Raw genomic sequence first — 22527 nt, 5'->3', positions numbered from 1 at the left:
CAGCACAAAACGCAATCAGAGGGCGTCTAGAAAACTCGGGGCGGTTCAGTCAGGTCATTGATCGTTATGCTCGATGGGCGTCGCGCGATGACCAACTCCTCCAGAACGTCCGGCGATAGATAGGCCAACCGGATCATCCTGCCGATGAAGCGGTCGGTGACATTCTCAACGGCAGCGATGTCGTGGATGGTGGTGGCGGCACCACTCTCCAATTGGCGCCGCCAGCTCCATGCCCGCGCCACTGCCCGCAGCAATCGCGCATCCTGCACCCTGTCAGCGGCTGACTCGCTTTCTGATGGCGCCACGATTCGTGGCCTCCCATTGCGTTTGCGGATGGTTGTCAATCAGCATTGAACATTAACCCCTGATCGGCATCGAAACGAGGAAAGATCTGATCGCAGATCAGACCACCAACAAGAAATGACGTTCGGCGGCCTTTGCCGGACGCTTACGGTTCACATGGCTCAATTCTCGGTCGAAATTACGCCACTTCCCGGCTCAGCTCCGGGTGGAAATCAACAGTCGGGTCGTCAGGCGCTCAGAGCTCCGCACCACGCGGGGCTTTTTGCCATGGGCTCCAGGCTGACCCCATGGCCACCCATCCCCCGAAATCTGTCTCAAACCCCTTTTCGTCTCAGAACCTCCGGACTTTTGGCCGAGCTATGGCAGGAGGAGGTTGGCGAAAAATCGGAGTTTTGGTGCCGTACCAATTCGGCAATCAGCGTTCTGCGGTGGGCAAAGGCCTCAGCATGCGCTTCGATAGAGCGGCGACCATCGCCCTCGGTGCGAAACGGTTGCTGAAAACCATGAATTTGTTGGCCGCACCAACGACTTCAGTGAGGCCACCGCGCACCATCAGGTCAATTCCCGCTTGCGCGACCATGCGAGGGTCACCGCGACCCTTCTTTCCGAAAAAATGACCTTCGTCGATTCGCTGAGGATCAAGGTTATTGAAAAAAGCCGTGTCGGTAGGTCCGGGAGCAAGGCAACTCACGCTCACACCGTAGTCTTCCATTTCTTTCGCAAGCGCTTCGGAAAAGTTCAGAACGAACGCTTTGGATGCGCCGTAAGCCGCAAAATATGGCGTTGGCTGGAAAGCCGCCGTTGAAGCGATGTTCAGGATGCGGCCTGCACGCCTTTGCTTCATCAGTTCCCCATAATGGCGACAAAGCTCGGCGACTGCCACGACATTGAGCTGCAACATGCGGTAAATCTGCGCTGGTTCGATGTCGACATGTGCATCGACGATGCCGAACCCCGCGTTGTTGATCAACGTATCGACGAGGAACCCATGTTTCTGGGTATGTTCAAACATCCGCTGGGCAGCCCCGGGCTCGGACAGGTCAATGGAGTGCACGTGAACCTCGGTTCCGTGAGTCAGGCGTAGTTCGTTCGCTGCTGCCTGAAGACGCGCTGCATCCCGCCCAACCAGGATGAGGCTGTGTTCGCGTGAGGCCAGTAGCCTGGCCATCTCCAGGCCGATACCGCTACCGCCTCCCGTGATCAGGATAGATCTTGTCGAACTCATGACCGGCGCTCCTTTGAGAACTCGATGTGACGCTGAAGAAAATCATCAATCAGTGCAGTGACACTGGATCATCGACGACCGAAATATGGGCCGTGTCAAGCACCTCGAAATGACCATTGGGCAAGGCTTCGGCTGCACGCTTGAGGGCTTCAACGGGGTACATCGCATCTCGGCGACCAGCCACGAAGAGTGTGGGGGTCTTGATCCCACTCGTCGGGTTGCCGGTTCCGCCCTGCGGCTGGGTCACGGTGTCGTTGGTCCCGCCGAGCACCGTCGCCACGCGCAGGACGTCGAAAGCGAGGTCGAGCGTGGCCGACTCGAAGTTCCGGGCGCTGAAGTCGAGCGACGAGAGATTCAGCACATTCCCGGTCGGCGACGGCGGACCGCATGAAACGCAAGCGATATGCCGCCGCATCGGATTCCGCGCCGACTTTGGAAGATCGCCCCAAGCATGGAGGCGAAAACGAAAGGGCGGCCCGAAGGCCGCCCGCTCGATCACCGAAGTGACAAATCAGACCATGTCTGGTTGGAGAGTGATAATGAACTCGAAACTTTGGAACGCATAGGTCTGCGTCCCGTTCGAGTATGTATCCCATCCGGCTTCACCAGTCATCTTCTTGAAGGAAGAATCGAGCACTGCCACATCGTTCGACTGGGATGAACCAATGAACTTTTCGACACTGTTGATCGTGTCGACGCTGTTGAGCCAGTTATTGATATCCTTGTGACGGGCTGTGCCTGATTCCACGTCGCGGATAACATTACCGCCCCAGCTCTTGCCATCGAAGACAAAGCGCGGGTCAATATCGACAAGTTTATCGCCATCAGCTGGGTAGCGATTGTCATCTTTATCGAAGATTTGGCCCTCGCCGGCCCTCAAGCCGGAATGGTAAGTGATATCTTGGTTCGAGAGATTGAGGATGACACCCGCGACATGAGTGCGGGTGCCTTCGAAGGTGAGGCCGGCCCAGGAGGCCGTGTCCATCCCGGCACCACCGTTCAACTCGTCATTGCCGCTGCCTCCGTTCAGCGTGTCGTTCCCGATACCACCGTCCAACTTGTCATTGCCGCGGCCTCCGTAGAGCGTGTCGTTGCCACCATTCCCGAAGATCATGTCATCGCCTTCGAGACCGTGGATCTCGCTGTGACGGTCAGTGCCGCGGAGCTCATCGGCTTTGCTCGTGCCCCTGATTATCTCAGATCCGACACTCTTTTCGTCCAAGATAACAATGTTCTCGAAATCTTGGAACGCATAGGTCTTCGAATCGTTCGAGTATGTAATCCATCTTCCGTCAAAACCCGAGAATTTGAAGGAAGAATCGAGCACGGCCACGTCGTTATTCTGGGACGAACCAATGAACTTTTCGACATTGTTGATCGTGTCGACGCTGTTGAGCCAGTTATTGATATCCTTGTGACGGGCTGTGCCTGATTCCACGTCGCGGATAACATTACCGCCCCAGCTCTTGCCATCGAAGACAAAGCGCGGGTCAATATTGACAAGGGGACCGCCATCAGCTGCGTAGCGTTCGCCGCCTTCATCGACGATTTGGCCCTCACCGCGCCTCAAGCCGGAATGGTATGTGATCTTTTCGCCCGAGAGATTGAGGATTACACCCGCGACATGAGTCCGGGTGCCTTCGAAGGTGAGGCCGGCCCAGGAGGCCGTGTCCATCCCGTCACCACCGTCCAACATGTCATTGCCGCTGCCTCCGATCAGCGTGTCCACCCCGAGACCACCGTACAGCTTGTCATTGCCGACGCCTCCGATCAGCGTGTCGTTTCCACCAAGCCCAGAGAGAATGTCATTCCCCCCGCCGCCGTTGAGGATGTTGTTGCCCGCGTTTCCGTCGATCCTATTGTTGAGACTATTGCCCGTGCCGTTGATATCGGCGCTTCCGGAAAGATTCAGGTTCTCGAGGTTGGCACCCAATGTGTAGCTGATGGTCGACACGACCAAGTCGATGCCTTCGCCGTTCTTCTCGATGACCTTGTCGCCGATATCGTCGACGAAATAGGTGTCGTTGCCCGCGCCGCCATACATCGTGTCGTTGCCCGCGCCGCCATACAACGTGTCGTCGCCCGCGCCGCCATTGAGGACGTCGTCTCCGCCGAGGCCGTAGATCGTGTCCTTGGCGTCAGTCCCGGTGATGTTGTTGTCCTCATCGTTGCTAGGGAACTTCGTTATCATCCTTAACCTCCATCGCCGAATCTGAAGCAACCGACATCGAGCTTCAAATTAACCTGTTAGCCCGCTCCTTATCCTTAATCAAGTGTTAAAAGGCGCCTAGTCCGTTTTTTATAAAAATAAAATAACCTAAGCCGGCAAATCCCAATTTAAAGCCGTATACAACAAATATAAAATTCTCATGATCAAATTAAATGTCAGAAATATCCAATTATTAACTGTTAAAAAGAAATATAGTCACATTTTTTTTTATTTTTATATCAATTCTTTCTGAGGCTTTTAAGGCTGACGACTTGTATCTGGCCTGTTTTTTCCTGGAAAATTTCAAGCTGGACTCCATCGCCGCAACATCGGAAAAATTCCCGCGCCAGGTTTTGCAACGGGCTGCCAGCGCCGATCGCAACCTTCGCCCTGGAGAGGCGCTCCAGCGGAGTGCTGCCGAACTACTCGCCGCGATGCGGGTGTCGAGCGATGGCGAGTTTCTTGCCGGCCATGGTCAGAGCGGAACCGCCGCCAATCTGCGGCCGGTTCGCGGCCCCGGGCGGGCGAGATCAGCTCATCGGCCCGGTTCGACACGGCCATTGCGGATCATCGACGACCCGCGCCGGAACGATGCGCGGGTTCACCGCCCCCAGCGGAAGGCCACGGTCTCGACGGGCGCGTCCCAGTGACGGATCATGCCGTCATCCAGCGCTGCCAGCGTGATGGAGCAGCCGGCCATGTCCAGTGAGCTTGCAAACGAGCCGACAGCGTTGCGCGCGATCGCGATGCCCCGCTTTTCCAGTCCGAGACGGGCCGCATGGGCCATGGCATAGAGCTCGATCATCGGCGTGCCGCCGAACCCGTTGACGAGCAGCAGCACGGGCGTTCTGCGCGCAAGCGGCAGTTCCGCGAGGATCGCATCGAGCAATTCAGCGGCAATCGCATCCGCGCTCATCAGCATGGCACGCCGCACACCGGCCTCGCCGTGAATGCCGACGCCCAGTTCCATCTCATCCGGCCCCAGTTCGAAGGTGGGGCGGCCGAGCGCCGGCATCGTGCAGGGCTTGAGCGCGACCCCCATGGATCGGATGCGTGGCACGAGATGCGCGCCGAGCCGTTCCAGCGCGGCGAGATCGCGCCCCTCCTCGGCCGCGGCACCCAGCATCTTCTCCACGATCACCGTGCCGGCTACACCCCGGCGACCAAAGCCCTGCGCCGCAGGCTTCACCGCGACATCATCGTCCACAAGAACGCGGGCGATCCGGTCGCCCCCCATCTCGGCCGCCATGTCGAAATTCATGACATCGCCCTCGTAGTTCTTCACCACGAGCAAGGCGCCGCCACCGGTATCCACCGCGCGAACGGCCTGCACGATCTGGTCGGGCGTCGGCGAGGTGAAAATCTGGCCGGGACAGGCCGCGTCGAGCATTCCCCTCCCCACGAAACCGATATGCAGCGGCTCATGCCCTGCACCGCCACCGGAAACGAGCGCCACCTTGCCGGGATTGAGCTGCCGGCGACGCAGGAAACGCATTCCCGGGTCCAGTTCCAGCAGGTCGGCATGGGCGGCGGCAAACCCCCGGAGGCTTTCCTCAAGGAAGGTATCGGGACGATTGATGAGCTTCTTCATCCATCGCCCTCCCGGTTGTCCGGGTCGATCTCGGAGCTGCTCGCCGCAAGATCGGCGATGCTCCGGGCCAGCGCATGGATGATCTCGTCCACCCTGCGGTTCATGGCGGGATGCCCGAGATCCGGCAATTCCACCACGATTCGCCGGGTCTGGCGCGGCGCGCGCATGGTCTCGAGCTTGCCGGGATGCGCCTCGCGATAGGCCGCGAGGAAGGCCTCGCGCTCCTGCGGAGCGAAATGGCAGATGGCGAAGATCGTCTCGAGATGCTGCGCCGGAATCGGCGTCGGATAGCTCGCATTGACGATCTGCGAGACGAAGCTGCGATTCTTGCCCAGGGCTTCCGCAAGGCGCTGGCGCGTGCCGGACGGGCGGTTCTCGATCACCGAGAGCAGGACTTTCTTGTAGGTCTCGATCGGGGAGATGTCGGCCGTTGCGCGGGTCTCGTTCATGGCTGGTCCCCGGTGCCGCAATCGATGGTGCCGCGATCGATGGCGCCGCAATCGATCATGCTGATCTCGCTGATGACGCGCGCCAGATAGGGGGGCGCGACCGAGACGCCTTCAAGACCCAGTCGCAGGAGGGTTTCGAGCGTCGCGCGATCCGTGGCTACGTCACCGCACAGCATCACCGGGCGGCCCTGAGCGCGCGCTTCCTTCAGGGCATGGGCGATCATCGCCACCAAGCCGGGATGCCGTGGGTCGGCAAGACCGCTGATTCGAAGATCATCACGCGCTGCGGCACAGGAAACTGGGGCGATATCTTTGGTCCCGATCGAATACAAATCGACTGCAAACCGGCCGGCTGCCATGGCGGCGGCCGGCACCTCCAGCATCATTCCGAGCGGCGGGAGTGCGAATGCCCGGCCCTCGGCCGCAAGTCCGGCGGCCGCTTTCGCGATGTGGTCGCGTGCTGCCAGCACTTCCGCAGGTGTGGTGACCATCGGCAGCAGGAGGCGCAAGGGGCCGAGCGCGGCAGCCCGGAGGATGGCCCGCAGCTGGATGCGGAACAGATCAGGGCGAGCCAGCGACAGGCGGAGGCCGCGCAGGCCCAGAAAGGGATTGCGCTCGCCCTCGACGGAATAGCCTCGCATCGGCTTGTCACCACCGGCATCGAGCGTGCGGATCGTGACCGGGAGGCCCCGGGCCCAGCCAAGCAGCCGCGCATAGATCTCGAACTGTCGTTCCTCATCGGCAAGGGCGTGTTCGATCAGGAATTCCGTCCGCACGAGGCCGATGCCGTCGCAGCTTTCCGGGGAAACGCCATCGAGATCCGCGAGCGTCGCCACGTTGATCTCGACCGCGATGCGACGAGCGTCACGCGTCAGGGCCGGACCGGAAGCAACATCCGGCGCGGAAGCGGGAACCGGAGGGACGGCCGCACGCGCCAGGATATCCGGAGCGGGCCCGGCGATCACAAGGCCGACATCGCCATCCACCAGCACCGGCCCGGACAGATCGGCCCACACCTTGCCCACTCCCACCACCATGGGGATGCCGCGCCCCCGGGCCAGCATGGCCACATGGCTCGCCGCGCTTCCTCCTCCCAGCACAATGCCGCTGCCTCTTTGCCAATCCATGCGCAGGAAGAGCGATGGCGTCAAATCCTCCGCCGCGAGAATGCAGCCGGGATGCAGGATGGTGGCCGCGCGCCCGTCCGGTCGCAGCTGGGCGAGAACCGCGTCGCGCAGATCGGCGAGATCGGTTACCCGCGCCCGGAAATGCGGATCATCTGCGGCTTCAAAGCGCCGGATTTCGCTGGCCATGCCCTCGATCCAGGCGCGATCGGCGGGAATGCCGGCGGCGATCCGCGCTTCCGCTTCTCGCACGAGTTCGGGATCGTCGAGCAGCGCGATCTGGAAGCCGAGGATCGCGGCTTCCGCGCCCGCAAGCCGCCCTGCCAGCGCTTCCAGCTCGGCGCGCACGGCGAGCATCGCGGCATCGAGCGCCGCGTGCTCGAGCGATGCGGTCGCTCCCGAACGGGGCTGGCCGGAAGCTTGCACCAGATGCTGGACGAGCCCGCCCGCCAAGCCCGGAGCGGCCGGGACGCCCGGAAGGCGGCGCTCCATCGGGCTCAATCCTCGTCGAAATTGCGACGGATGAGATCCGCCACGGCCGTCACCGCCGAAACCGCATCCGCGCCATGCGCACGCACGAACAGGGTCTCGCCCTGCGCGGCCTTGATGCGCATGATCCTCACGAGGCTCTTTGCATCGGTCCAGGGGCCATCCGGCGCTGTTGCGATCTCGATCGTCGCACCAAAACCCTTGGCCACCTGCGTGAGCTTCACCGAAGGGCGCGCATGCAGTCCAATCGCGTTGGTCAGCTCGGCCGAATCGCGGGCCTCGCGCAGAAGGGCTGCTTCCTGCCGCATCAACGGCCTGCCATCAGTTCTTCCGCGGCATGGCGGACCACCTCCAGCGGTGAACCGCCAGAACTTTCGGTCGCGGCCATGATCGCGCCTTCAACAATCGGGGCGTTGCAGATGACGATGCGATCCCGCTGGGCCGGCGGCATGCGTTCGATGGCCATTTCGCTGTTGGTTTCGGCACCGCCGAGATCGACCAGCACGGCCACGCCCGCTTCCGACCAGGCGCGCTGGAGGGCGGCATGGATCAGCTCGACATTCGTGCCAACCCCGCCTTCGGGGTTGCCCCCCACGGCGGCGAGAGGCACGGCATCGCCCACCATCTGGCGGACCATGTCAGCCGTGCCCTCGGCCACCTTGATGGAATGGGAGACGATCACGACCCCGACCTTCGGCTCACCCAACATCAGTTTTCCCCACACAAGACGCGGCCGACGACACCAAGAACCAGACTGGCAGACCGCGCGCCGGGATCGACATGGCCAACGGAGCGATCGCCGAGGAAGGCCGCCCGGCCGCGGAGCGCCCGCATGGGCCGCGTCGCTTCGGCGGCATCTTCGGCAATCCGGGCAAGTTGGGCAACGGCCTCGGCGCCCTTTTCAACCAGAACGGCATGGACCGGCACAAACACATCAAGCAGGGTCTTCTGCCCCCCCTCCGATTTGCCGCGGCGCTTCACATCCTCGATGGCCTGCCCGAAGGCGAGAATCCAGTCGTCGAGGGTCTGGGCATTCCCCCCGTGACGGCCCATGGACAGAGCCAGCGTGCCATAGAGCGGGCCCGCAGCCCCGCCGATGCGGTTCACGAGCAGGTGTCCGATGGCTTCCAGTGCCGCAGCTGTGCCGAGCTCCGCGAGCGCATCCGCCTCGTGCAGCACCGCCTCGAAGCCCCGGCGCATGTTCACGCCATGATCACCGTCCCCGATCGCCTGATCGAGCCGGGTAAGCTCCCCCTCATGGGCGATCACCGCGCGCGCGACCGCAACGATGAGCGCCAGCCTGTCCTCACGTTCCATGCCGATCCCCGGCGAGGCCTCAGCCCCATTCTCCTGCGCTCCATCCTTCTGCGCCCAGCAGAATGGCAAGCCGGCCTCCTTCGCAAGGGGGATGAGGGGTTCGCCCATCGCCTTAAACCGTTTCGAGCACGTCGAAAACCGCCGCAACCGCCATCGCGCCGGGATCGGGCGCACCTTCGAGATCCTGCGCGGCGAGATAGGCCGACCGACCGGCACGGGCCTTCTGCATGGCGCGCGTCAGTTCGGCACCCATCCGCGCGGCACGGCTGGCGGCCGCCAGCCCACCCTCCTCGAAGGCCGCGAGGGCCGGGGCGAGCGCATCGATCATCGTCCGATCTCCCGGCCTCGCGCCACCATAGAACATCACGCGATCAAGCCCCGTGCTCAAGGCCGGGGCCAGGGTGAGCCCGGATTGCAGCGCGCCCGCCGTTGCCGTGAAGAAGATCGACAGGAGCACGCCGCTCGAACCGCCCATGCTCGTGGCCAGAGCCCGCCCGATGGCGGATGCCGTTCCAGCCGGATCATCGAGCGGATAACCGGCGATTTCACCCAATACGCTGCGCGCCCCGGTGGCCAGCGTCGAACCCGTATCTCCGTCCCCGACCCGCGCATCCAGCGCGTTGAGTTCGGCCTCCATGCCGATCAGCCGCTCGCAGGCAAGCCGAAGGATGCGCTCGGTTGTTTCATGGGCGCTGGCAGGTTCCGCCTTCCCGGTCGAGGGCGCCTGGACAAGCGGCCAGACCTCGATCACGCCCGGCGGATTGGCACCTGGCCAGGCTGGCGCCCCGACCGGCGCGAGCAGAGCTGCCTCGCGCGCCTCATCCAGCGCGATGAGCGAGATGGAAAACCCGTTCATGTTGAGCGCGGTCATCAGCGGCGCGGGGCCGATCAGCAGCCGCACACGCGGCGCGATCCAGGATTGCAGGATCTGCCGCGCGATCAGGCTCATCTCGAGCGGCGGCACAGCGCCGAGATTGTTGAGCATCAGCGCGAGATGGCCGGATGAGGGAAGCGCCTCCCGCAGCCTTCCCAGCATGGTTTCCACGAGCTGGGCGGCGCTGGCCATCGTGAACCTTTCGATACCCGGTTCGCCATGGATGCCGAGCCCCAGCTCGCCCTCGCCCGGCGAGAGCCGCTCATGAAAAATCTGGCCGGGAATGGAACAGGAGGACAGCGAGGCTCCAATGGAAAGGCTCGCCCCGGCAGCCGCCTTGGCCTCAGCCGCAACCGTCGCGAGATCGGCCCCCGTTTCAGCCCAGTACCCGGCGATCTTGTGCACGAAAAGCGTTCCGGCCACGCCGCGCGGGCGCGGATTATCGGGGATCGCGATGTCATCGGCGACGATCACCATCTCGACGCGATAGCCCTCGGTGCGGGCGCGCTCGGCGGCGAGGCCGAAATTCAGCCGGTCGCCAGTGTAGTTCTTCACGATGAGCAGGCAGCCAGGCGCCCCGGTCACGGCGCGGATCGCGGCGAGCACGGCATCGACGCTGGGCGAAGCGAAGATCTCGCCGGAGACCGCGGCCGTGAGCATGCCCTGCCCGATAAAGCCGGCATGGGAGGGCTCGTGCCCTGCCCCGCCGCCGGAAATGACAGCGACCTTCGAGCGGTCCCGATCGGCCCGGCAGATCACCTTGATGCTGGGATAGCCGTCGAGCCGGGCGATCTGCCCCGGCGATCGCGACACGAGGAGGCCGTCAAGCGCCTCGGTGACGATGGTGTCGCGGGTGTTGAAGAAGTGGGTCATGGTCGCGCAACCTTGAGGAGAGAAGTCCGCGCATCAAGCGATGCGATGGCCTTCGGCATTGAAGAACAAAGGGTTTTCGAGACGAAGATCGACCGTCTCGCCATCGTGGAAGACGAGTGCCGGATCAGCGAGCATCACGAGATCATGCTCGCCGACAGCGAGATGCAGGTGGTTCTGGTCGCCCAGGTGCTCGATGCGCTTCACACGCGCCGAGATGTCGCCGGGAACCGTGGCGCGCAGCTTCGAGCGGCGATGCAATTGCACATGCTCGGTGCGAAGCCCGATGAGGGCGGCATCGAACGGCGCGTTCCATTCACCCAGCACCGCCCGCGGCACGAGATTGATCGCGGGCTGGCCCAGCCGGCCCGCCACATAGGCACTGACCGGGTTCTCGTAGATCTCTCGCGGCGTTCCCACCTGCACGAGGCGGCCGTTCTCCAGCACGCCGATTCGATCCGCCATGGTCATGGCCTCCATCTGGTCGTGCGTCACGTAGAGGATCGTGGTGCGCAGCTCCTGCTGGATGCGCTTCAATTCCACGCGCAGATCTGCGCGCAGCTTCGCATCCAGCGATGACAGCGGCTCATCCATCAGGGCGATGGCCGGCCGACGCACCAGCGCGCGACCGATGGCGACACGCTGCATTTGCCCGCCGGAAAGCTGGGTCGCCTTGTTGCCGAGCTTGGTGTCGATCCGCAACATGCGGGCGACCTCGCTCACGATGCGGCGGATCTCCTCCTCCGGCAGGCGCCGCGTCGGCGCGCGCAAGGGAAAGGCGAGGTTTTCGAACACCGTGAGATGCGGATAGAGCGAATATTGCTGGAAAACGAAAGTCACATCGCGCGCGGCGGGCGGCGCCTGCGTCACATCCCGCCCCCCGATGAAGACGCGCCCGGCATCCGGTGTCTCCAGCCCGGCGACAAGCCGCAGGGTCGTGGTCTTCCCGACCCCGGTGGGGCCAAGGAGAGCCACGAACTCGCCATCGGCAATGGTGAGGGAGAGGTTCTTCACGGCCTCGACGGAACCGAAAGCCTTGCTGACCTGCTGGAGAACAACCTCAGCCATGGCGGCCTCCTGTCGGCGCGACATCATGGAGCGCCGAGGCGAGGACCTTCCCGGTTCCGCCCCGGAAGAGCGAAAGGCGCTCGGGCGCGAAGGCGAGGCCGACATTCTCGCCGACACGGGCGGGAATGCTGGAGGCGATGCGCGCCTTGACGGTGGCACGGGCCGTGCGGACCGTGACAATCTGCATCGTGCCGAGATATTCCGTGCCAAAGACCTCGCCGCGCAAGGCTCCAGCCTCGGTCAACTGAACATGTTCCGGGCGAACACCCAGCACCAGTTCGCTCTCGTTGGAGGCTTCGCGCAAGGCCGGCATGGCGATGCGCGCGCCATCCACCGTGACAATCGTGTCGCCCGGCGCAACCTGGCCCTCGAAGGGCAGGAAATTCATTGGCGGCGAGCCGATGAAATCCGCGACGAAGAGCGAGGCCGGGCGGTCGTAGATCTCCTGCGGCGAACCGAGCTGCTCGATCCGCCCCTCGTTCATCACGGCAATCACATCGGCCATCGACATGGCCTCGAGCTGGTCATGCGTGACATAGACCGTCGTGGCGCCGAGACGGTCATGCAGGTTGCGCAGATCCGTGCACATGATGTGGCGAAACTCGGCATCGAGCGCGCCCAGGGGCTCGTCCATCATGAAGGCCTTGGGCTCGCGCACGATGGCGCGGCCGAGGGCGACGCGCTGGCGATCCCCGCTCGAGAGGCCCGAAACGGATTTGTCGAGCAGATGCGTGATGCGAAGTGTGCGCGCCGCTTCCTCCACGCGCCGGCGGATTTCATCGCGCCCCACGCCCATCGAGACGAGCGGAAAGGCGATGTTCTTGCGCACATTCATGTGGGGGTAGAGAGCGAAAAGCTGGAACACCATGGCGATGTCGCGCTCGCGGGCCCGCTTGAAGGTCACGTCCTCGCCATCGAGTTGGATCGAGCCGGAACTCGGCAGTTCAAGGCCCGCGACCATGCGGAGCGTCGTGGTCTTGCCGCAGCCCGAAGGCCCGAGGAGGCAGAAGAAATCGCCATCCCTCACGGTGAAGTTCGCGCCTTTCACAGCGGTGAAATCCCCAAAGGACTTCACGAGGTTCTGAACCCGGATATCCGCCATGGCTCACTCCGGAAATTTCGAGACGATCGTGAACATCACGACGCCCGCGAGCGTGGTGATGAACGACCAGGTGAAGAGCGCCATGACGAAGGGCTGGAGCATCATCAGTACGCCGGCGGCGATCAGGGCGGTCGCGAGATTCTCCATCGGGCCGCGACGGAGAAGCTTCGGCCATCGGGTGTTCCTGGGATTGGCCATGGTCATTTCCTCACGGCTCCGAAGGTGATGCCGCGCAACAGGTGCTGGCGCAGCAGCACGGTGAAGATGAGGATCGGCACGAGGAAGAGAACGGTGCCGGCGGCGACGGCCGGCCAATCCTGCCCGCCCTCCCCGATGATGATCGGGATGAACGGAGGCGCCGTCTGCGCCGCCCCGGAGGTGAGCAGCACCGCGAAGGCATATTCGTTCCAGGCGAAGATCAGGCAGAAGATCGCGGTGGCGACGATGCCCGTCACCGCCTGCGGCAGCACGACCTTTCGGAAGGCCTGCAGGCGCGTATAGCCGTCGATCATCGCGGCTTCCTCGTATTCGCGCGGGATTTCGTCGATGAAGCCCTTCAGCAGCCATACCGCGAGGCTCACATTCACCGAGGTATAGAGCAGGATCATCCCGAGCCGCGTATCGGAGAGACCGAGTTCGCGATACATCAGGAAGATCGGGATCGCGACGGCGATCGGCGGCATCATCCGCGTGGAAAGGATGAAGAACATGAGGTCATCCTTCAGCGGCACCTTGAAGCGCGAGAAGGCATAGGCCGCAGCCGTGCCGAGTGCGATCGAGAGGAATGTCGAACCAAAGGCGATGATCAGGGAATTGATGTAGCGCGGCACGTAATTCGACGGCCCCGCCACCACCATGCCGCGGGCGCGGGTGATGGTTTCGCAGGCCCCCTGCGGGGGGGGAAGCGACTGGATATATTCGGTCGTCTGCCGCGAGCGCGTCGAGAAGAGGTTGCAATAGCCTTCGATCGAGGGCTGGAATTCGACGAAAGGGATCACCTTCGGCGGGTAGTGGATCGAATCCGTCGGAGTCTTGATGCTGGTCAGCCCGATCCAGACCAGCGGGACGAGCGAGATCAGGGCATAAAACGCCACGAGGGAGCCGGCGATGAGCTTGGCGTAACCCGAGGGTTCGACCACCGAATGAGCGGAATTGGCGGCACTCATCGCGCTTTCACCTTGTTCAAAGTCTTCACATAGATGTTCGCGAGGCCGAACACCGCGACGAACAGGATGATGGCGAAGGCCGAGGAATAGCCTGTCCGCCAGGCCTCGAAGGCGGCGCGCTTCAGCGTGATGGAGGCGAGTTCCGTGGTGGAGCCCGGCCCGCCGGCCGTGAGCAGGTTCACCATGTCGAACATCTTGAAATTCTCGATGCCGCGGAACAGAACCGCGAGCATGATGAAGGGCAGGCACATCGGCAGCGTGATCGAGACGAATTGCCGGATATTCGAGGCGCGATCGACCTCCGCCGCCTCGTAGATGTAATCGGGGATGGAGCGCAGACCCGCAAGGCAGATCAGCATCACATAGGGCGTCCACATCCAGGTATCGACGATGATGATGGCCCAGGGGCTGAGCGTCACATCGCCGAGCATCTGGAAAGAGCCCGGGGGGATTCCGCCGAGAAATCCCACGACATAATTGAAGAGGCCGATCTGCGGCTGGTAAAGGAAGGTCCAGAAATTCCCCACCACGGCGGGCGAGAGCATCATCGGCACGAGGATCAGCGTGGTCCAGAAGCCGTGGCCACGAAACTTGCGGTCCACGAGATAGGCCAGCGCGAAACCGATCACGGTCTGCAGCAGGATCGTCCAGAAGACGAAATGCGCCGTGGCCTGCATCCGGAGCCAGATATCCGGATCGTTGAGGATCGCGACATAATGGTCGAAACCCACGTTCCGCAAAGGCGCGTTCGGGCGGTTCGCGCGGTAATTCGTGAAGGACAGGAAGATCGTCCAGAGCAACGGAAACAGGTTGATGGCCAGCAGCAGGGCCATGGTCGGGCCAATGAAGAGCCAGGCAATGGCACGGTCGGAGAGCCCGGTCTGGACCCTCGGCGCAGAAGCCGTGTTGCGGCTCGGCGGCGCGGAGCCGAGCCCTGCGGGATCGGTGTGGCTGGTCATGGCGCACTCATCGGAACAGGGAGGGCAGGCTATCGGCCGGCCCGGAGGCCGGCCGACGATCACGCTCCGGAAGCGGGAGGAAACCGGAGCGATGGGTGAGGCTCAGTTCTTGCCGTCTTCCTTGAACACCTTGGTCCAATCCTGCACGAGGCTGTCGAGCGCCTCCTTGGCGGTGCCCCTGTCGGCCACCACGAAATCATGCAGGCGGCGCTGCATCGCCTGCAGCAATTGGGCGTAGGACGGCTCCTGCCAGAAGTCCTTCACATTACCCATGGCCTTGAGGAAGTCCGCAGCGAAGGGCGCCGACTTGGCGAAATTCGGGTCGTTCAGCACGGCCTTGTGGCAGGAATAGCCGCCCAGCGCCCACCACTTCTTCTGCACCTCGGGATCGGCGAACCACTTGATATAGGCAAGCGCCTCAGGTTGGTTCTGAGAGTAGCTGACCACCGAAATGCCCTGCCCGCCCAGCGTGGATCCCTCGGCTTTCTGCGCCGGGTTCACGAAGAAGCCGATCTTGTCGCCGCCGACATTGGGGTCCTTGAAGAGGCCCGGAAAGAAGGCGAACCAGTTCATCTGGAGCGCCACCTGGCCGGATTTGAAGGCATCAAGCCCTTCCTGCATATAGGCATTCGTATAGCCCGGCGGCGTGCAGCACTTGAAAAGCGACTTGTAGAAATCGAGCGCCTCGATGGCGTCCGGCGAGTTCACGAAACCCTGCATCTGGTATGGCTTCTGCGGGTTCTCATAGCGGAAACCCCAGGAATAGAGCGCCGCAGTCGCACCCATGGTGATGCCTTCCGACCCGCGCTCGGTATAGATCGCCGCGCCATAGACCTTCTTGCCGTCGATCTCGCGGTTCTGGAAGAATTCTGCGATCTGCTTCAGCTCGGTCCAGGTCTTCGGCGGGGCGAGTTCGCGGCCATACTTCTGGCGGAACTCGGCCTGCAATTCCGGTCGCCCGAACCAATCCTTGCGATAGGTCCAGCCCAGGGCGTCACCCATCGCCGGCAGGGCGTAGTAATTCGTGGAGCCCTTCGGCCAGGTCGAATAGGCCTCGACCGTCGCCGGCAGGAAGTCGGAAATCTTGATGCCTTCCTTCGCGAAGAAATCGTTCAGCTTCACATAGTGCTTGTTCTCGGCCGAGCCGCCGATCCACTGGCTGTCGCCAATCATCAGGTCGCAGAGCCTGCCCTTCGAGTTCAGTTCGTTGAGCATGCGATCGGCGAAGTTCGGCCAAGGCACGAACTCGAACTTCATGTTGATGCCGGTCTTCGCGGTGAAGTCCTTGGAAAGCTCCACCAGTGCATTGGCGGGGTCCCATGCAGCCCAGCACAGGGTGATCGTCTTGCCCTGCGCCAGCGCCGACGATGCCGAGCCCAGCATCGTGGAAGCGGCCAGAGCGGCCGCGAACATGAATTTCTTCATTTGCCCTTCCTCCAGGTTCCCCGAGGCGCAAAAGCCCGGGACTGTCCGACCGAGGCAATGGCGCCGCGGTCTTTCCGGTTGACGTTTCCATCCCGCCCAGGACCGCTCTTTCATGCGGCAATCCTGTTCAGTGGATGTTGAGTAACATATGTTCACTGAACAAATCAAGCGCCGAGAACCAGCTCTTCCGGCGATCGGATCACGCGGCGAAAAATGGCCGGCCCCAAGCCGAAATTCCCGCTGATCGTTTTCCTTCGGAGACGTGAAAGCCATTCCGCGCCCGGCAAGAAGGTCGGAGGACCCACGCATTCTGGATTGCGTGAAGGACGGGGATCAACCGGATGCTCCCCTCGGGCGCTGCCCGAACGCAAGACTGGATAAAACGCGGTGCTACCCTCATTCTGGGTTCAAACCCGGACCCAGGAAATGTTTCGCGATCGGCGTCCATTGTGAAAAAAACTCAGCTGCGAAAAAGTCAGCCGCAAGAAGTCAGCCGCAAGAAGTCAGCGAAGGAAAAATCCCATGTCGAAAAAACTCGGGCACCTTGCCGTCAGCGGTCGATGGGACAACTGGGTGGCGATCATCGATGTCGAGAAGGCTCTCCTGCCCGAGAATGACGCAACCGACCATGCCGTGATTTCCAGACCTCGCGTCACCCCGGACGTCGATTGTGATGGTGACGGCATCCCGGAAACCCCGGCAAGCGGGCAACCCGTGGTGGTCACTGTCGATCAGGACGGGCAGTTTGCCTATGTCGTCAATCATTCGGGCGCAGCAACGCCGGCAGCCGCCGGCCAATATCAGCACGGGCATCCGGGGCTGATCACCGTGCTCGATCTCGATGCCGCGCTTGATCCGGCAAATGACGGAACGCTCGGTGCGGTTGCCGCCTTCATGCCGACTGGCAGGACCGGACCGGTTGGCGCGGGCCTCACGCCAGACGGGAAAACCCTTCTGGTGAATTGCGGCGAGGCCGCCGGGAGCGAGGATGGTGGAAATGAACTAACCGCGATCGACATCGGCACGCGCCAGCCAATCTGCCACATCCCGCTGAAGGAAAACCACCTGCACCCGGCCAGGGCGCCGAGCCGTCACGACAGTCCGCATCCGAGTTTCGGCCGGTATCCAAATCCGACAGGGCTGGCCATCTCACCCCTGAACGGCGGAACGGCCTTTGTCGGCAATGGCGGATTCAGCGATGTTTCCGTCATCGATATCCGCGCGGCTTTGGCCGGCGATCCCGCCGCGGAGCTGAACCGGGTCGCGGTCGAGACCGGCCCCTTTGGTCTGGCAGCCAGTCGGGATGGCACATTGGTCGCCGTTGCCGCACGCGAAAGCATGTCGGAGGCTCATGAAGGCTCGACCATCTCGATCATCGACGTCGCGCGTGCCGTGGCGGGTGGAAAGGATGCGGAAGTCGCAAGGGTCCATGTCGGCAGCGATGACCGCGCGGAACGCACGCGACCATTTGCCGTCTGCTTCACACCGGATGGCCGCCATGTCGTCGCGACGTGCTTCCGCGCCAACACGATCTCCCTGATCGATGTGCGTGATGCCATTGCCGGCCGGCCATCCGAGGTGCTCCGGTTGCACTCGCGGGCTCCCGGCGGCGCAACACCGCGCCCGCGCGGCATCACGATGGTCGGGGATCGTTACGCGGCGATCATAGGCGGAGCCAAGACGGGGTCGCGCAGCAGCATCGTCTGGCTGCTTGACCTTCCGGCCGGCCGCATCGTTTCGACCGTGACGGAGGTCGGGAATGAATCCTATATGCTGGATTCGATACCCTTTCGCGCAGCAAGATGAATCGGGAAAAGGCGATCGAGTTCCTCGATTGACAACCGGAAATGCGATGGTAGCTTGATTTATAATACAAAATTAAAAACGACAGCCGGGATGGAAACCATGCTGATCTCACGCCGGAATCTCCTCTGTGCTGCATCTGCCGCGCCGTTCATGGCGACCATCGGACCGGGCCGCGCTCAGTCCGCATGGACATCCACGCGCGAAGTCGAGCTCGTCATCCCCTTCGGGGTTGGCGGCGGCGCCGATTTGCTGGCGCGGGTCATCCACAAGATCATGGTCGACGAGAAACTCGTGCCCGTTCCCATCGTCCTGAACAACAGGCCGGGCGGCGGCGGTGCCGTAGGTCTTGGCTATGTCACGGCGCGCAAGATCGGTGATCCGCATACGATCATTGTCGTGAACGGGACAACGCAGATCACCCCGATCCTGAACCCGGCCGCCAAGACACTCTCCGAAGTGCGCCCCTCGATGAATGTCATGCTCGATGACTTCCTGTTATTCGTGAAGAATGACGCGCCGTGGAACACGGCTCAGGAATTTGTCGCCGCGGCCAAGGCGCGCCCAGCAAAGAGCATGGCCTTCGCAACCGGCGGCACGACGGATGTGATGGCCATCACCGTTTTTTCGAAGACAACCGGCACCGAGTTCAATGTGCTCAATTTCAACAGCGGCGGGGAAGCGCTCACGCAGCTTCTCGGCGGTCACGTGCAGGCATGCATGGGCAATCCGCTGGAATTCATCGGTCACCTGGAATCGAAGGCCGTGAAAGCGCTTGGCGTGTTCCGCGATACGCGCTTCCCGGCTCTCCCCAATGTGCCGACCATGAAGGAGCAAGGCATCAACGCGCCAAACTTCCAGATGTGGCGTGGCATGGCCACTCCGCGCGGCACGCCCGATGATGCTGCGCGCTACTGGGAAGGCATTTTCCAGAAGGTCGTCGCAACGCCCGCCTTCAAGGCATATCTGAAGGATAACTTCGCTTCTGATGCGCCAATTGCCGGCAAGGCTTTCGAGGATTTCATCGCCGCCCAGGAGAAACTTTACAGGGACCTTCTCGGAAAGCCGGCGACCTGAGCAATGAGGCTCCGGGCCGCAACCGGCGAGATCGGTCTCGCACTAGTTTTTGTTGGTATCGGTGCTTTCTGGATTCTGACAGCACTGGGAATGCAACTCTGGGAAGGCTTTGCGCCCGCGAGCGGTTTCCTTCCCCTGGTTTATGGTATTCTCCTCGTTGGCCTGTCGGTCGCGGCACTTCTTCTTGAAGCTCGCCCCAAAGACAGGACGGAAGAGTCGAACGCGACGATAAGGCGGCCCCTGATCGTGATCGCCGCAATGGCGGCAGGCGTGGCTGGAGGTCGCGGGGTTCGCGGTCTCAATCTTCCTTACGATGTTTTTCCTGTTGAAGGTCACAGAAAGGCTTCCGCTCCTGCCGTCTTTGCTCACCGCCGGCGGCACTGTCCTGATCTTGAGACTGGTTTTCCGGACCTGGCTGGGGGTGCCCTTGCCCAATGGCCCCTGGGGGTTCTGACCGATGTCCGTTCTCGCCGACCTTGCCGCGGGCTTCGCCGGAGCACTGACCCCGTGGAATCTTCTGATGTGCTTTGCGGGCGTATTTGCCGGACAGCTTGTCGGCGCGCTGCCGGGCATCGGCCCATCTGCTGCCATTGCGCTTCTGCTGCCGCTGACCTTTGGCGGCGATCCGACCTCCGCGATCATCCTTTTTGCAGGCATCTATTATGGAGCGCAATATGGCGGCACGCTTACCTCGGTATTGATCAGCGTCCCCGGCGAACCATCCAGCGTGATGACGTCTCTGGATGGCTACCAGATGGCCTTGAAAGGAAGGGCCGGAACAGCACTCGGTATTGCGGCGATCGGATCCTTCTTCGCCGGAACGATTGCGACGCTGGGCCTCATGATCTTGGCCCCGCCCCTCGCCCGCGCCGCCTTGGCCTTCGGTCCACCGGAATACTTCGCGCTGGTCGTCCTTGGTCTGACGGCGCTGGCGGCGGTTGGCGGATCGGTGCTCAAGGGACTTTCCGCCGGTGTGTTCGGGCTGCTGATCAGCACGATCGGCATTGATCAGCAAACCGGGGTCGCGCGCTTTGCCTTTGATCAGGTCTGGCTGCTGGATGGGATAGGGTTCATCGTGATCACGGTAGCCCTTTTCGGAATTGGTGAGGTTCTCTCGAGTGTCGGCAAGCCCGCGCCGGCACCCATCACGAATGTTGGCAACGTGCTTCCGAGCAGGGAAGAATGGCGACAGAGCCGCATGCCGATCCTGCGGGGCAGCGTGATCGGCTTTCTTGTTGGCGTGCTTCCCGCAACCGGCGCCACCATTGCCTCCTTTCTCGCCTATATTGTCGAGAAAAAGGTCTCCAGACATCCCGAGAAGTTCGGCACCGGAGCCATCGAAGGCGTGGCCGGCCCCGAGGCCTCGAACAATGCCGCGGCGGGCGGCGCCATGGTGCCCATGCTGGCGCTCGGAGTCCCTGGATCGGGGACAACGGCGATCATCCTCGGCGCCCTGATCATGTTCGGCATCCGCCCGGGGCCGGAACTCTTCGACAAGAATTCAGCGCTGGTCTGGACGGTGATTGCGAGCATGTATATTGGCAATGTCATGCTGCTTGTGATGAATTTGCCGCTGGCGGGTCTTTTTGCGAAGCTTTTGCGTGTGCCCTACCCGTATCTCTACCCGCCTATTTTGGCCCTGTGTGTCGCTGGTGTTTATTCGCAAGCCAACTCCATCCAGGATGTCTGGATGCTGTTGGGATTTGGCGTCCTGGGATGGCTCATGATGCGCTACGATTGGCCGGCCGCGCCGATGATCCTCGGGCTTGTCCTCGGCACGATCTTTGAAAACTCGCTGCGGCAATCCATGACGCTGTCGCATGGAAGCCTCACGATTTTCTTCACCCGTCCCATCTCAGCGTTCCTCCTCGCTTGTTCCCTGTTGGCGATCACGGCACCGCTGGTCATCAAGCTGATGCAATTCCGAAAGCAAAGACCCGCCTGAGCATATTCTGATTTTTTATGCAGCATAAAGGCGTCATACAGACATCAAGACTAAGAATTTTTGGAAAAAATTAAAAAACGTTTTTTACTGAAAAAACGATCATCAACAGTAACGTTGTATTTTATTTTCAACCGACATTCTAAAACGTCGAATTATTGCACAGGCTGAATACGGTTAAATCGAAAAAAACCTGATGTTTGTTTGATTGCGCCGATTGAAAATTCAGATCCTGAATCGCCGGTTTTCAGGATTTGCAGCGGAGCTTTTCCGGATCGGCTACACGCCGGCGATACAGAATTCAGCCGCCAATCTGCTGGCCCTGCCTCACGCGAAGGATGCGATTGCGCTTGGGTCAATCAGGAGGGCTCAGAAGAAAATCGGGTTGCCGCCGGGGCACACACCGGTGCCGTCGGCTCCTTGTTGAACAACCGCGCCTTCGGGTTTTCAAGAACAGCCCCGAGATGTTCTACAATCCGACCCGCAAGCACGCACGGAACGGAATGCTGTCCCCCGTCGAGTTCGAACGGCAGCACAAAGCGAAAGCCGAGGGCGTCTAGAAAACTCGGGGCGGTTCAAATAGCGTTCCCCTGGGATTGCTCTTGCAGGCCAGGTGGGGCGATGCCGGTGCCCGGGAATGACGGTCGGGCATGCCACTCGATGATGGGGATCAAGATGAATCGGCGCATAGCTCACCGGACATTGTCCGCGCTGATCGTGGACCAGTTACGACAATCGATCCTCGCCGGAGTGCATGTCGCAGGGACGCAGTTGCGCCAGGATGCTCTCGCCGAAACCTACAATGTCAGCCGCATTCCGGTTCGTGAAGCGCTGTTCCAGCTGGAGGCAGAAGGACTTGTTCGCATCGCGCCGCACAAGGGCGCGGTCGTGTCCGAGCTTTCGCTGGAAGAAATCAACGATGTCTTTGACCTGAGGGCCATCCTTGAACCACGCCTGCTGGCACATTCGTTGCCGCTGCTCGATTCATCCGACTTTGACCAGCTCGAGAGCATCCAGACACGCTTCCGGAACTCGATCGCGACGCGCAATATCCGTGAATGGGGCGAGATCAACGCCGAGTTCCACCTTGCGCTCTATTCGCGCGCCTCCCAGCCTCGCTCGCAAGCCATCGTTGCCGGCCTTCTCCAAACCAGCGACCGCTACACCCGCCTCCAGCTGTCGAACACCGCTGCAATGGATACGGCTGAAAAGGAACACGCCGAGCTGATCGCACTGTGCCGGGCCAGGAAAGGTGATGAGGCCTGCCGCTTTCTCGCTCAGCACATCGAAACGGTCCGGCAGGGTTTGTTGCGCGTGATCGACCGGGTCTGATGGCCCGGCAAGGTGCCCCTGTTGAGGCAGGTCGATAGAAACTGAACTGCCGCGAGCTTTCTGTAAGCATCCGGCGAAGGCCGCGGTCACTTTGTCTTCGGTTTCCGGGCCTTGGACCATGTTCTGGCGAGATCGTCGAGGGCGAGGTGCAGATCCGCGATTTTGATCTTGGCGGGATCAAAGGCTGAGCCGCGCCACTCGA

General features: G+C 61.9%; 22 protein-coding genes. 5 read left to right on the top strand and 17 right to left on the bottom strand.

Annotated features, from left to right (window positions below):
- Positions 1–26: 26 nt before the first annotated feature.
- The 4 genes from ACKODO_RS13410 to ACKODO_RS13395 form a co-directional block, all read right to left on the bottom strand.
- Positions 27–254, bottom strand: coding sequence for a hypothetical protein (locus ACKODO_RS13410; protein WP_408983938.1), 228 nt, complete (start codon positions 252–254; stop codon positions 27–29).
- Positions 255–718: 464 nt separating this feature from the next.
- Complete coding sequence (locus ACKODO_RS13405) at positions 719–1528, bottom strand: SDR family NAD(P)-dependent oxidoreductase (protein WP_408983937.1); 810 nt, start codon at positions 1526–1528, stop codon at positions 719–721.
- A 49-nt stretch (positions 1529–1577) separates the two neighbouring features.
- Positions 1578–1943, bottom strand: coding sequence for an alpha/beta fold hydrolase (locus ACKODO_RS13400; RefSeq protein ID WP_408983936.1), 366 nt, complete (start codon positions 1941–1943; stop codon positions 1578–1580).
- Between the two features lie 96 nt (positions 1944–2039).
- Complete coding sequence (locus ACKODO_RS13395; RefSeq protein ID WP_408983935.1) at positions 2040–3719, bottom strand: calcium-binding protein; 1680 nt, start codon at positions 3717–3719, stop codon at positions 2040–2042.
- 290 nt (positions 3720–4009) lie between these two features.
- On the opposite strand from ACKODO_RS13395, the gene ACKODO_RS13390 reads away from it, so the two are divergent.
- Positions 4010–4387: a hypothetical protein gene (locus ACKODO_RS13390; protein WP_408983934.1), complete on the top strand. Its 378-nt coding sequence runs from the start codon at positions 4010–4012 to the stop codon at positions 4385–4387.
- Here the strand turns inward: ACKODO_RS13390 and dhaK are convergent.
- The 13 genes from dhaK to ACKODO_RS13325 all read right to left on the bottom strand — a co-directional run bounded on the left by dhaK (position 4339) and on the right by ACKODO_RS13325 (position 16159).
- On the bottom strand, positions 4339–5328 hold the full coding sequence (gene dhaK, locus ACKODO_RS13385; RefSeq protein WP_408983933.1) for a dihydroxyacetone kinase subunit DhaK: 990 nt from the start codon (positions 5326–5328) through the stop codon (positions 4339–4341). The two genes, ACKODO_RS13390 and dhaK, sit on opposite strands and share 49 nt — an antisense overlap.
- Positions 5325–5777, bottom strand: coding sequence for a hypothetical protein (locus ACKODO_RS13380; protein WP_408983932.1), 453 nt, complete (start codon positions 5775–5777; stop codon positions 5325–5327). The genes dhaK and ACKODO_RS13380 overlap by 4 nt, the downstream gene beginning before the upstream one ends.
- Entirely contained in the window at positions 5774–7393 is a 1620-nt protein-coding gene (locus ACKODO_RS13375) for a putative PEP-binding protein (RefSeq protein ID WP_408983931.1), read from the bottom strand. Before ACKODO_RS13375 ends, ACKODO_RS13380 begins: the two co-directional genes overlap by 4 nt.
- A gap of 5 nt (positions 7394–7398) precedes the next feature.
- Entirely contained in the window at positions 7399–7698 is a 300-nt protein-coding gene (locus tag ACKODO_RS13370; protein WP_408983930.1) for an HPr family phosphocarrier protein, read from the bottom strand.
- Complete coding sequence (dhaM, locus tag ACKODO_RS13365) at positions 7698–8099, bottom strand: dihydroxyacetone kinase phosphoryl donor subunit DhaM (protein WP_408983929.1); 402 nt, start codon at positions 8097–8099, stop codon at positions 7698–7700. Before dhaM ends, ACKODO_RS13370 begins: the two co-directional genes overlap by 1 nt.
- Positions 8099–8815 (bottom strand): dihydroxyacetone kinase subunit DhaL, encoded by a 717-nt coding sequence (gene dhaL, locus ACKODO_RS13360; protein ID WP_408983928.1) that lies wholly within the window; start codon positions 8813–8815, stop codon positions 8099–8101. Before dhaL ends, dhaM begins: the two co-directional genes overlap by 1 nt.
- A gap of 4 nt (positions 8816–8819) precedes the next feature.
- Entirely contained in the window at positions 8820–10454 is a 1635-nt protein-coding gene (locus ACKODO_RS13355) for a dihydroxyacetone kinase subunit DhaK (RefSeq protein ID WP_408983927.1), read from the bottom strand.
- Positions 10455–10487: 33 nt separating this feature from the next.
- The gene (locus ACKODO_RS13350) at positions 10488–11519 is read right to left on the bottom strand and encodes an ABC transporter ATP-binding protein (RefSeq protein ID WP_408983926.1); all 1032 of its coding nucleotides are present in this window, start codon (positions 11517–11519) and stop codon (positions 10488–10490) included.
- Positions 11512–12621, bottom strand: coding sequence for an ABC transporter ATP-binding protein (locus ACKODO_RS13345; RefSeq protein ID WP_408983925.1), 1110 nt, complete (start codon positions 12619–12621; stop codon positions 11512–11514). Before ACKODO_RS13345 ends, ACKODO_RS13350 begins: the two co-directional genes overlap by 8 nt.
- A gap of 3 nt (positions 12622–12624) precedes the next feature.
- Positions 12625–12819 carry a hypothetical protein gene (locus ACKODO_RS13340; RefSeq protein ID WP_408983924.1) on the bottom strand — a complete coding sequence of 65 codons (195 nt, stop codon included), beginning with the start codon at positions 12817–12819 and terminating at the stop codon, positions 12625–12627.
- Positions 12820–12821: 2 nt separating this feature from the next.
- Positions 12822–13787 carry a carbohydrate ABC transporter permease gene (locus tag ACKODO_RS13335; protein ID WP_408983923.1) on the bottom strand — a complete coding sequence of 322 codons (966 nt, stop codon included), beginning with the start codon at positions 13785–13787 and terminating at the stop codon, positions 12822–12824.
- Positions 13784–14746, bottom strand: coding sequence for a carbohydrate ABC transporter permease (locus tag ACKODO_RS13330; protein WP_408983922.1), 963 nt, complete (start codon positions 14744–14746; stop codon positions 13784–13786). The genes ACKODO_RS13335 and ACKODO_RS13330 overlap by 4 nt, the downstream gene beginning before the upstream one ends.
- A 102-nt stretch (positions 14747–14848) precedes the next feature.
- Positions 14849–16159: an ABC transporter substrate-binding protein gene (locus ACKODO_RS13325; protein ID WP_408983940.1), complete on the bottom strand. Its 1311-nt coding sequence runs from the start codon at positions 16157–16159 to the stop codon at positions 14849–14851.
- A gap of 534 nt (positions 16160–16693) precedes the next feature.
- Here ACKODO_RS13325 and ACKODO_RS13320 point away from each other — a divergent pair.
- The 4 genes from ACKODO_RS13320 (at position 16694) to ACKODO_RS13305 (ending at position 22325) form a co-directional block, all read left to right on the top strand.
- Complete coding sequence (locus tag ACKODO_RS13320; protein WP_408983921.1) at positions 16694–17977, top strand: hypothetical protein; 1284 nt, start codon at positions 16694–16696, stop codon at positions 17975–17977.
- Positions 17978–18076: 99 nt separating this feature from the next.
- Positions 18077–19051 carry a Bug family tripartite tricarboxylate transporter substrate binding protein gene (locus tag ACKODO_RS13315; protein ID WP_408983920.1) on the top strand — a complete coding sequence of 325 codons (975 nt, stop codon included), beginning with the start codon at positions 18077–18079 and terminating at the stop codon, positions 19049–19051.
- Between the two features lie 457 nt (positions 19052–19508).
- Positions 19509–20996 carry a tripartite tricarboxylate transporter permease gene (locus ACKODO_RS13310; protein WP_408983919.1) on the top strand — a complete coding sequence of 496 codons (1488 nt, stop codon included), beginning with the start codon at positions 19509–19511 and terminating at the stop codon, positions 20994–20996.
- Positions 20997–21668: 672 nt separating this feature from the next.
- Positions 21669–22325 (top strand): GntR family transcriptional regulator, encoded by a 657-nt coding sequence (locus tag ACKODO_RS13305; RefSeq protein ID WP_408983939.1) that lies wholly within the window; start codon positions 21669–21671, stop codon positions 22323–22325.
- The last annotated feature ends 202 nt before the right edge of the window (positions 22326–22527 follow it).

This window comes from Rhabdaerophilum sp. (assembly GCF_046092605.1).
In the GTDB taxonomy this organism is placed as follows: Bacteria; Pseudomonadota; Alphaproteobacteria; order Rhizobiales; family Beijerinckiaceae; genus Rhabdaerophilum.
Note: the sequence above shows the minus strand (reverse complement) of the source record. Positions and strands in the feature narration are given on the sequence as shown.

Excerpts from the sequence above, each read along its gene's own strand:
- ACKODO_RS13345 (WP_408983925.1), bottom strand. The coding sequence starts at position 12,621 with ATGGCGGATATCCGGGTTCAGAACCTCGTGAAGTCCTTTGGGGATTTC.
- dhaM (WP_408983929.1), bottom strand. The coding sequence starts at position 8,099 with ATGTTGGGTGAGCCGAAGGTCGGGGTCGTGATCGTCTCCCATTCCATC.
- ACKODO_RS13370 (WP_408983930.1), bottom strand. The coding sequence starts at position 7,698 with ATGCGGCAGGAAGCAGCCCTTCTGCGCGAGGCCCGCGATTCGGCCGAG.
- ACKODO_RS13305 (WP_408983939.1), top strand. The coding sequence starts at position 21,669 with ATGAATCGGCGCATAGCTCACCGGACATTGTCCGCGCTGATCGTGGAC.
- ACKODO_RS13340 (WP_408983924.1), bottom strand. The coding sequence starts at position 12,819 with ATGGCCAATCCCAGGAACACCCGATGGCCGAAGCTTCTCCGTCGCGGC.
- dhaK (WP_408983933.1), bottom strand. The coding sequence starts at position 5,328 with ATGAAGAAGCTCATCAATCGTCCCGATACCTTCCTTGAGGAAAGCCTC.
- dhaL (WP_408983928.1), bottom strand. The coding sequence starts at position 8,815 with ATGGGCGAACCCCTCATCCCCCTTGCGAAGGAGGCCGGCTTGCCATTC.
- ACKODO_RS13320 (WP_408983921.1), top strand. The coding sequence starts at position 16,694 with ATGTCGAAAAAACTCGGGCACCTTGCCGTCAGCGGTCGATGGGACAAC.
- ACKODO_RS13400 (WP_408983936.1), bottom strand. The coding sequence starts at position 1,943 with ATGCGGCGGCATATCGCTTGCGTTTCATGCGGTCCGCCGTCGCCGACC.
- ACKODO_RS13405 (WP_408983937.1), bottom strand. The coding sequence starts at position 1,528 with ATGAGTTCGACAAGATCTATCCTGATCACGGGAGGCGGTAGCGGTATC.
- ACKODO_RS13325 (WP_408983940.1), bottom strand. The coding sequence starts at position 16,159 with ATGTTCGCGGCCGCTCTGGCCGCTTCCACGATGCTGGGCTCGGCATCG.
- ACKODO_RS13375 (WP_408983931.1), bottom strand. The coding sequence starts at position 7,393 with ATGGAGCGCCGCCTTCCGGGCGTCCCGGCCGCTCCGGGCTTGGCGGGC.
- ACKODO_RS13350 (WP_408983926.1), bottom strand. The coding sequence starts at position 11,519 with ATGGCTGAGGTTGTTCTCCAGCAGGTCAGCAAGGCTTTCGGTTCCGTC.
- ACKODO_RS13335 (WP_408983923.1), bottom strand. The coding sequence starts at position 13,787 with ATGAGTGCCGCCAATTCCGCTCATTCGGTGGTCGAACCCTCGGGTTAC.
- ACKODO_RS13395 (WP_408983935.1), bottom strand. The coding sequence starts at position 3,719 with ATGATAACGAAGTTCCCTAGCAACGATGAGGACAACAACATCACCGGG.
- ACKODO_RS13310 (WP_408983919.1), top strand. The coding sequence starts at position 19,509 with ATGTCCGTTCTCGCCGACCTTGCCGCGGGCTTCGCCGGAGCACTGACC.
- ACKODO_RS13380 (WP_408983932.1), bottom strand. The coding sequence starts at position 5,777 with ATGAACGAGACCCGCGCAACGGCCGACATCTCCCCGATCGAGACCTAC.
- ACKODO_RS13315 (WP_408983920.1), top strand. The coding sequence starts at position 18,077 with ATGCTGATCTCACGCCGGAATCTCCTCTGTGCTGCATCTGCCGCGCCG.
- ACKODO_RS13355 (WP_408983927.1), bottom strand. The coding sequence starts at position 10,454 with ATGACCCACTTCTTCAACACCCGCGACACCATCGTCACCGAGGCGCTT.
- ACKODO_RS13330 (WP_408983922.1), bottom strand. The coding sequence starts at position 14,746 with ATGACCAGCCACACCGATCCCGCAGGGCTCGGCTCCGCGCCGCCGAGC.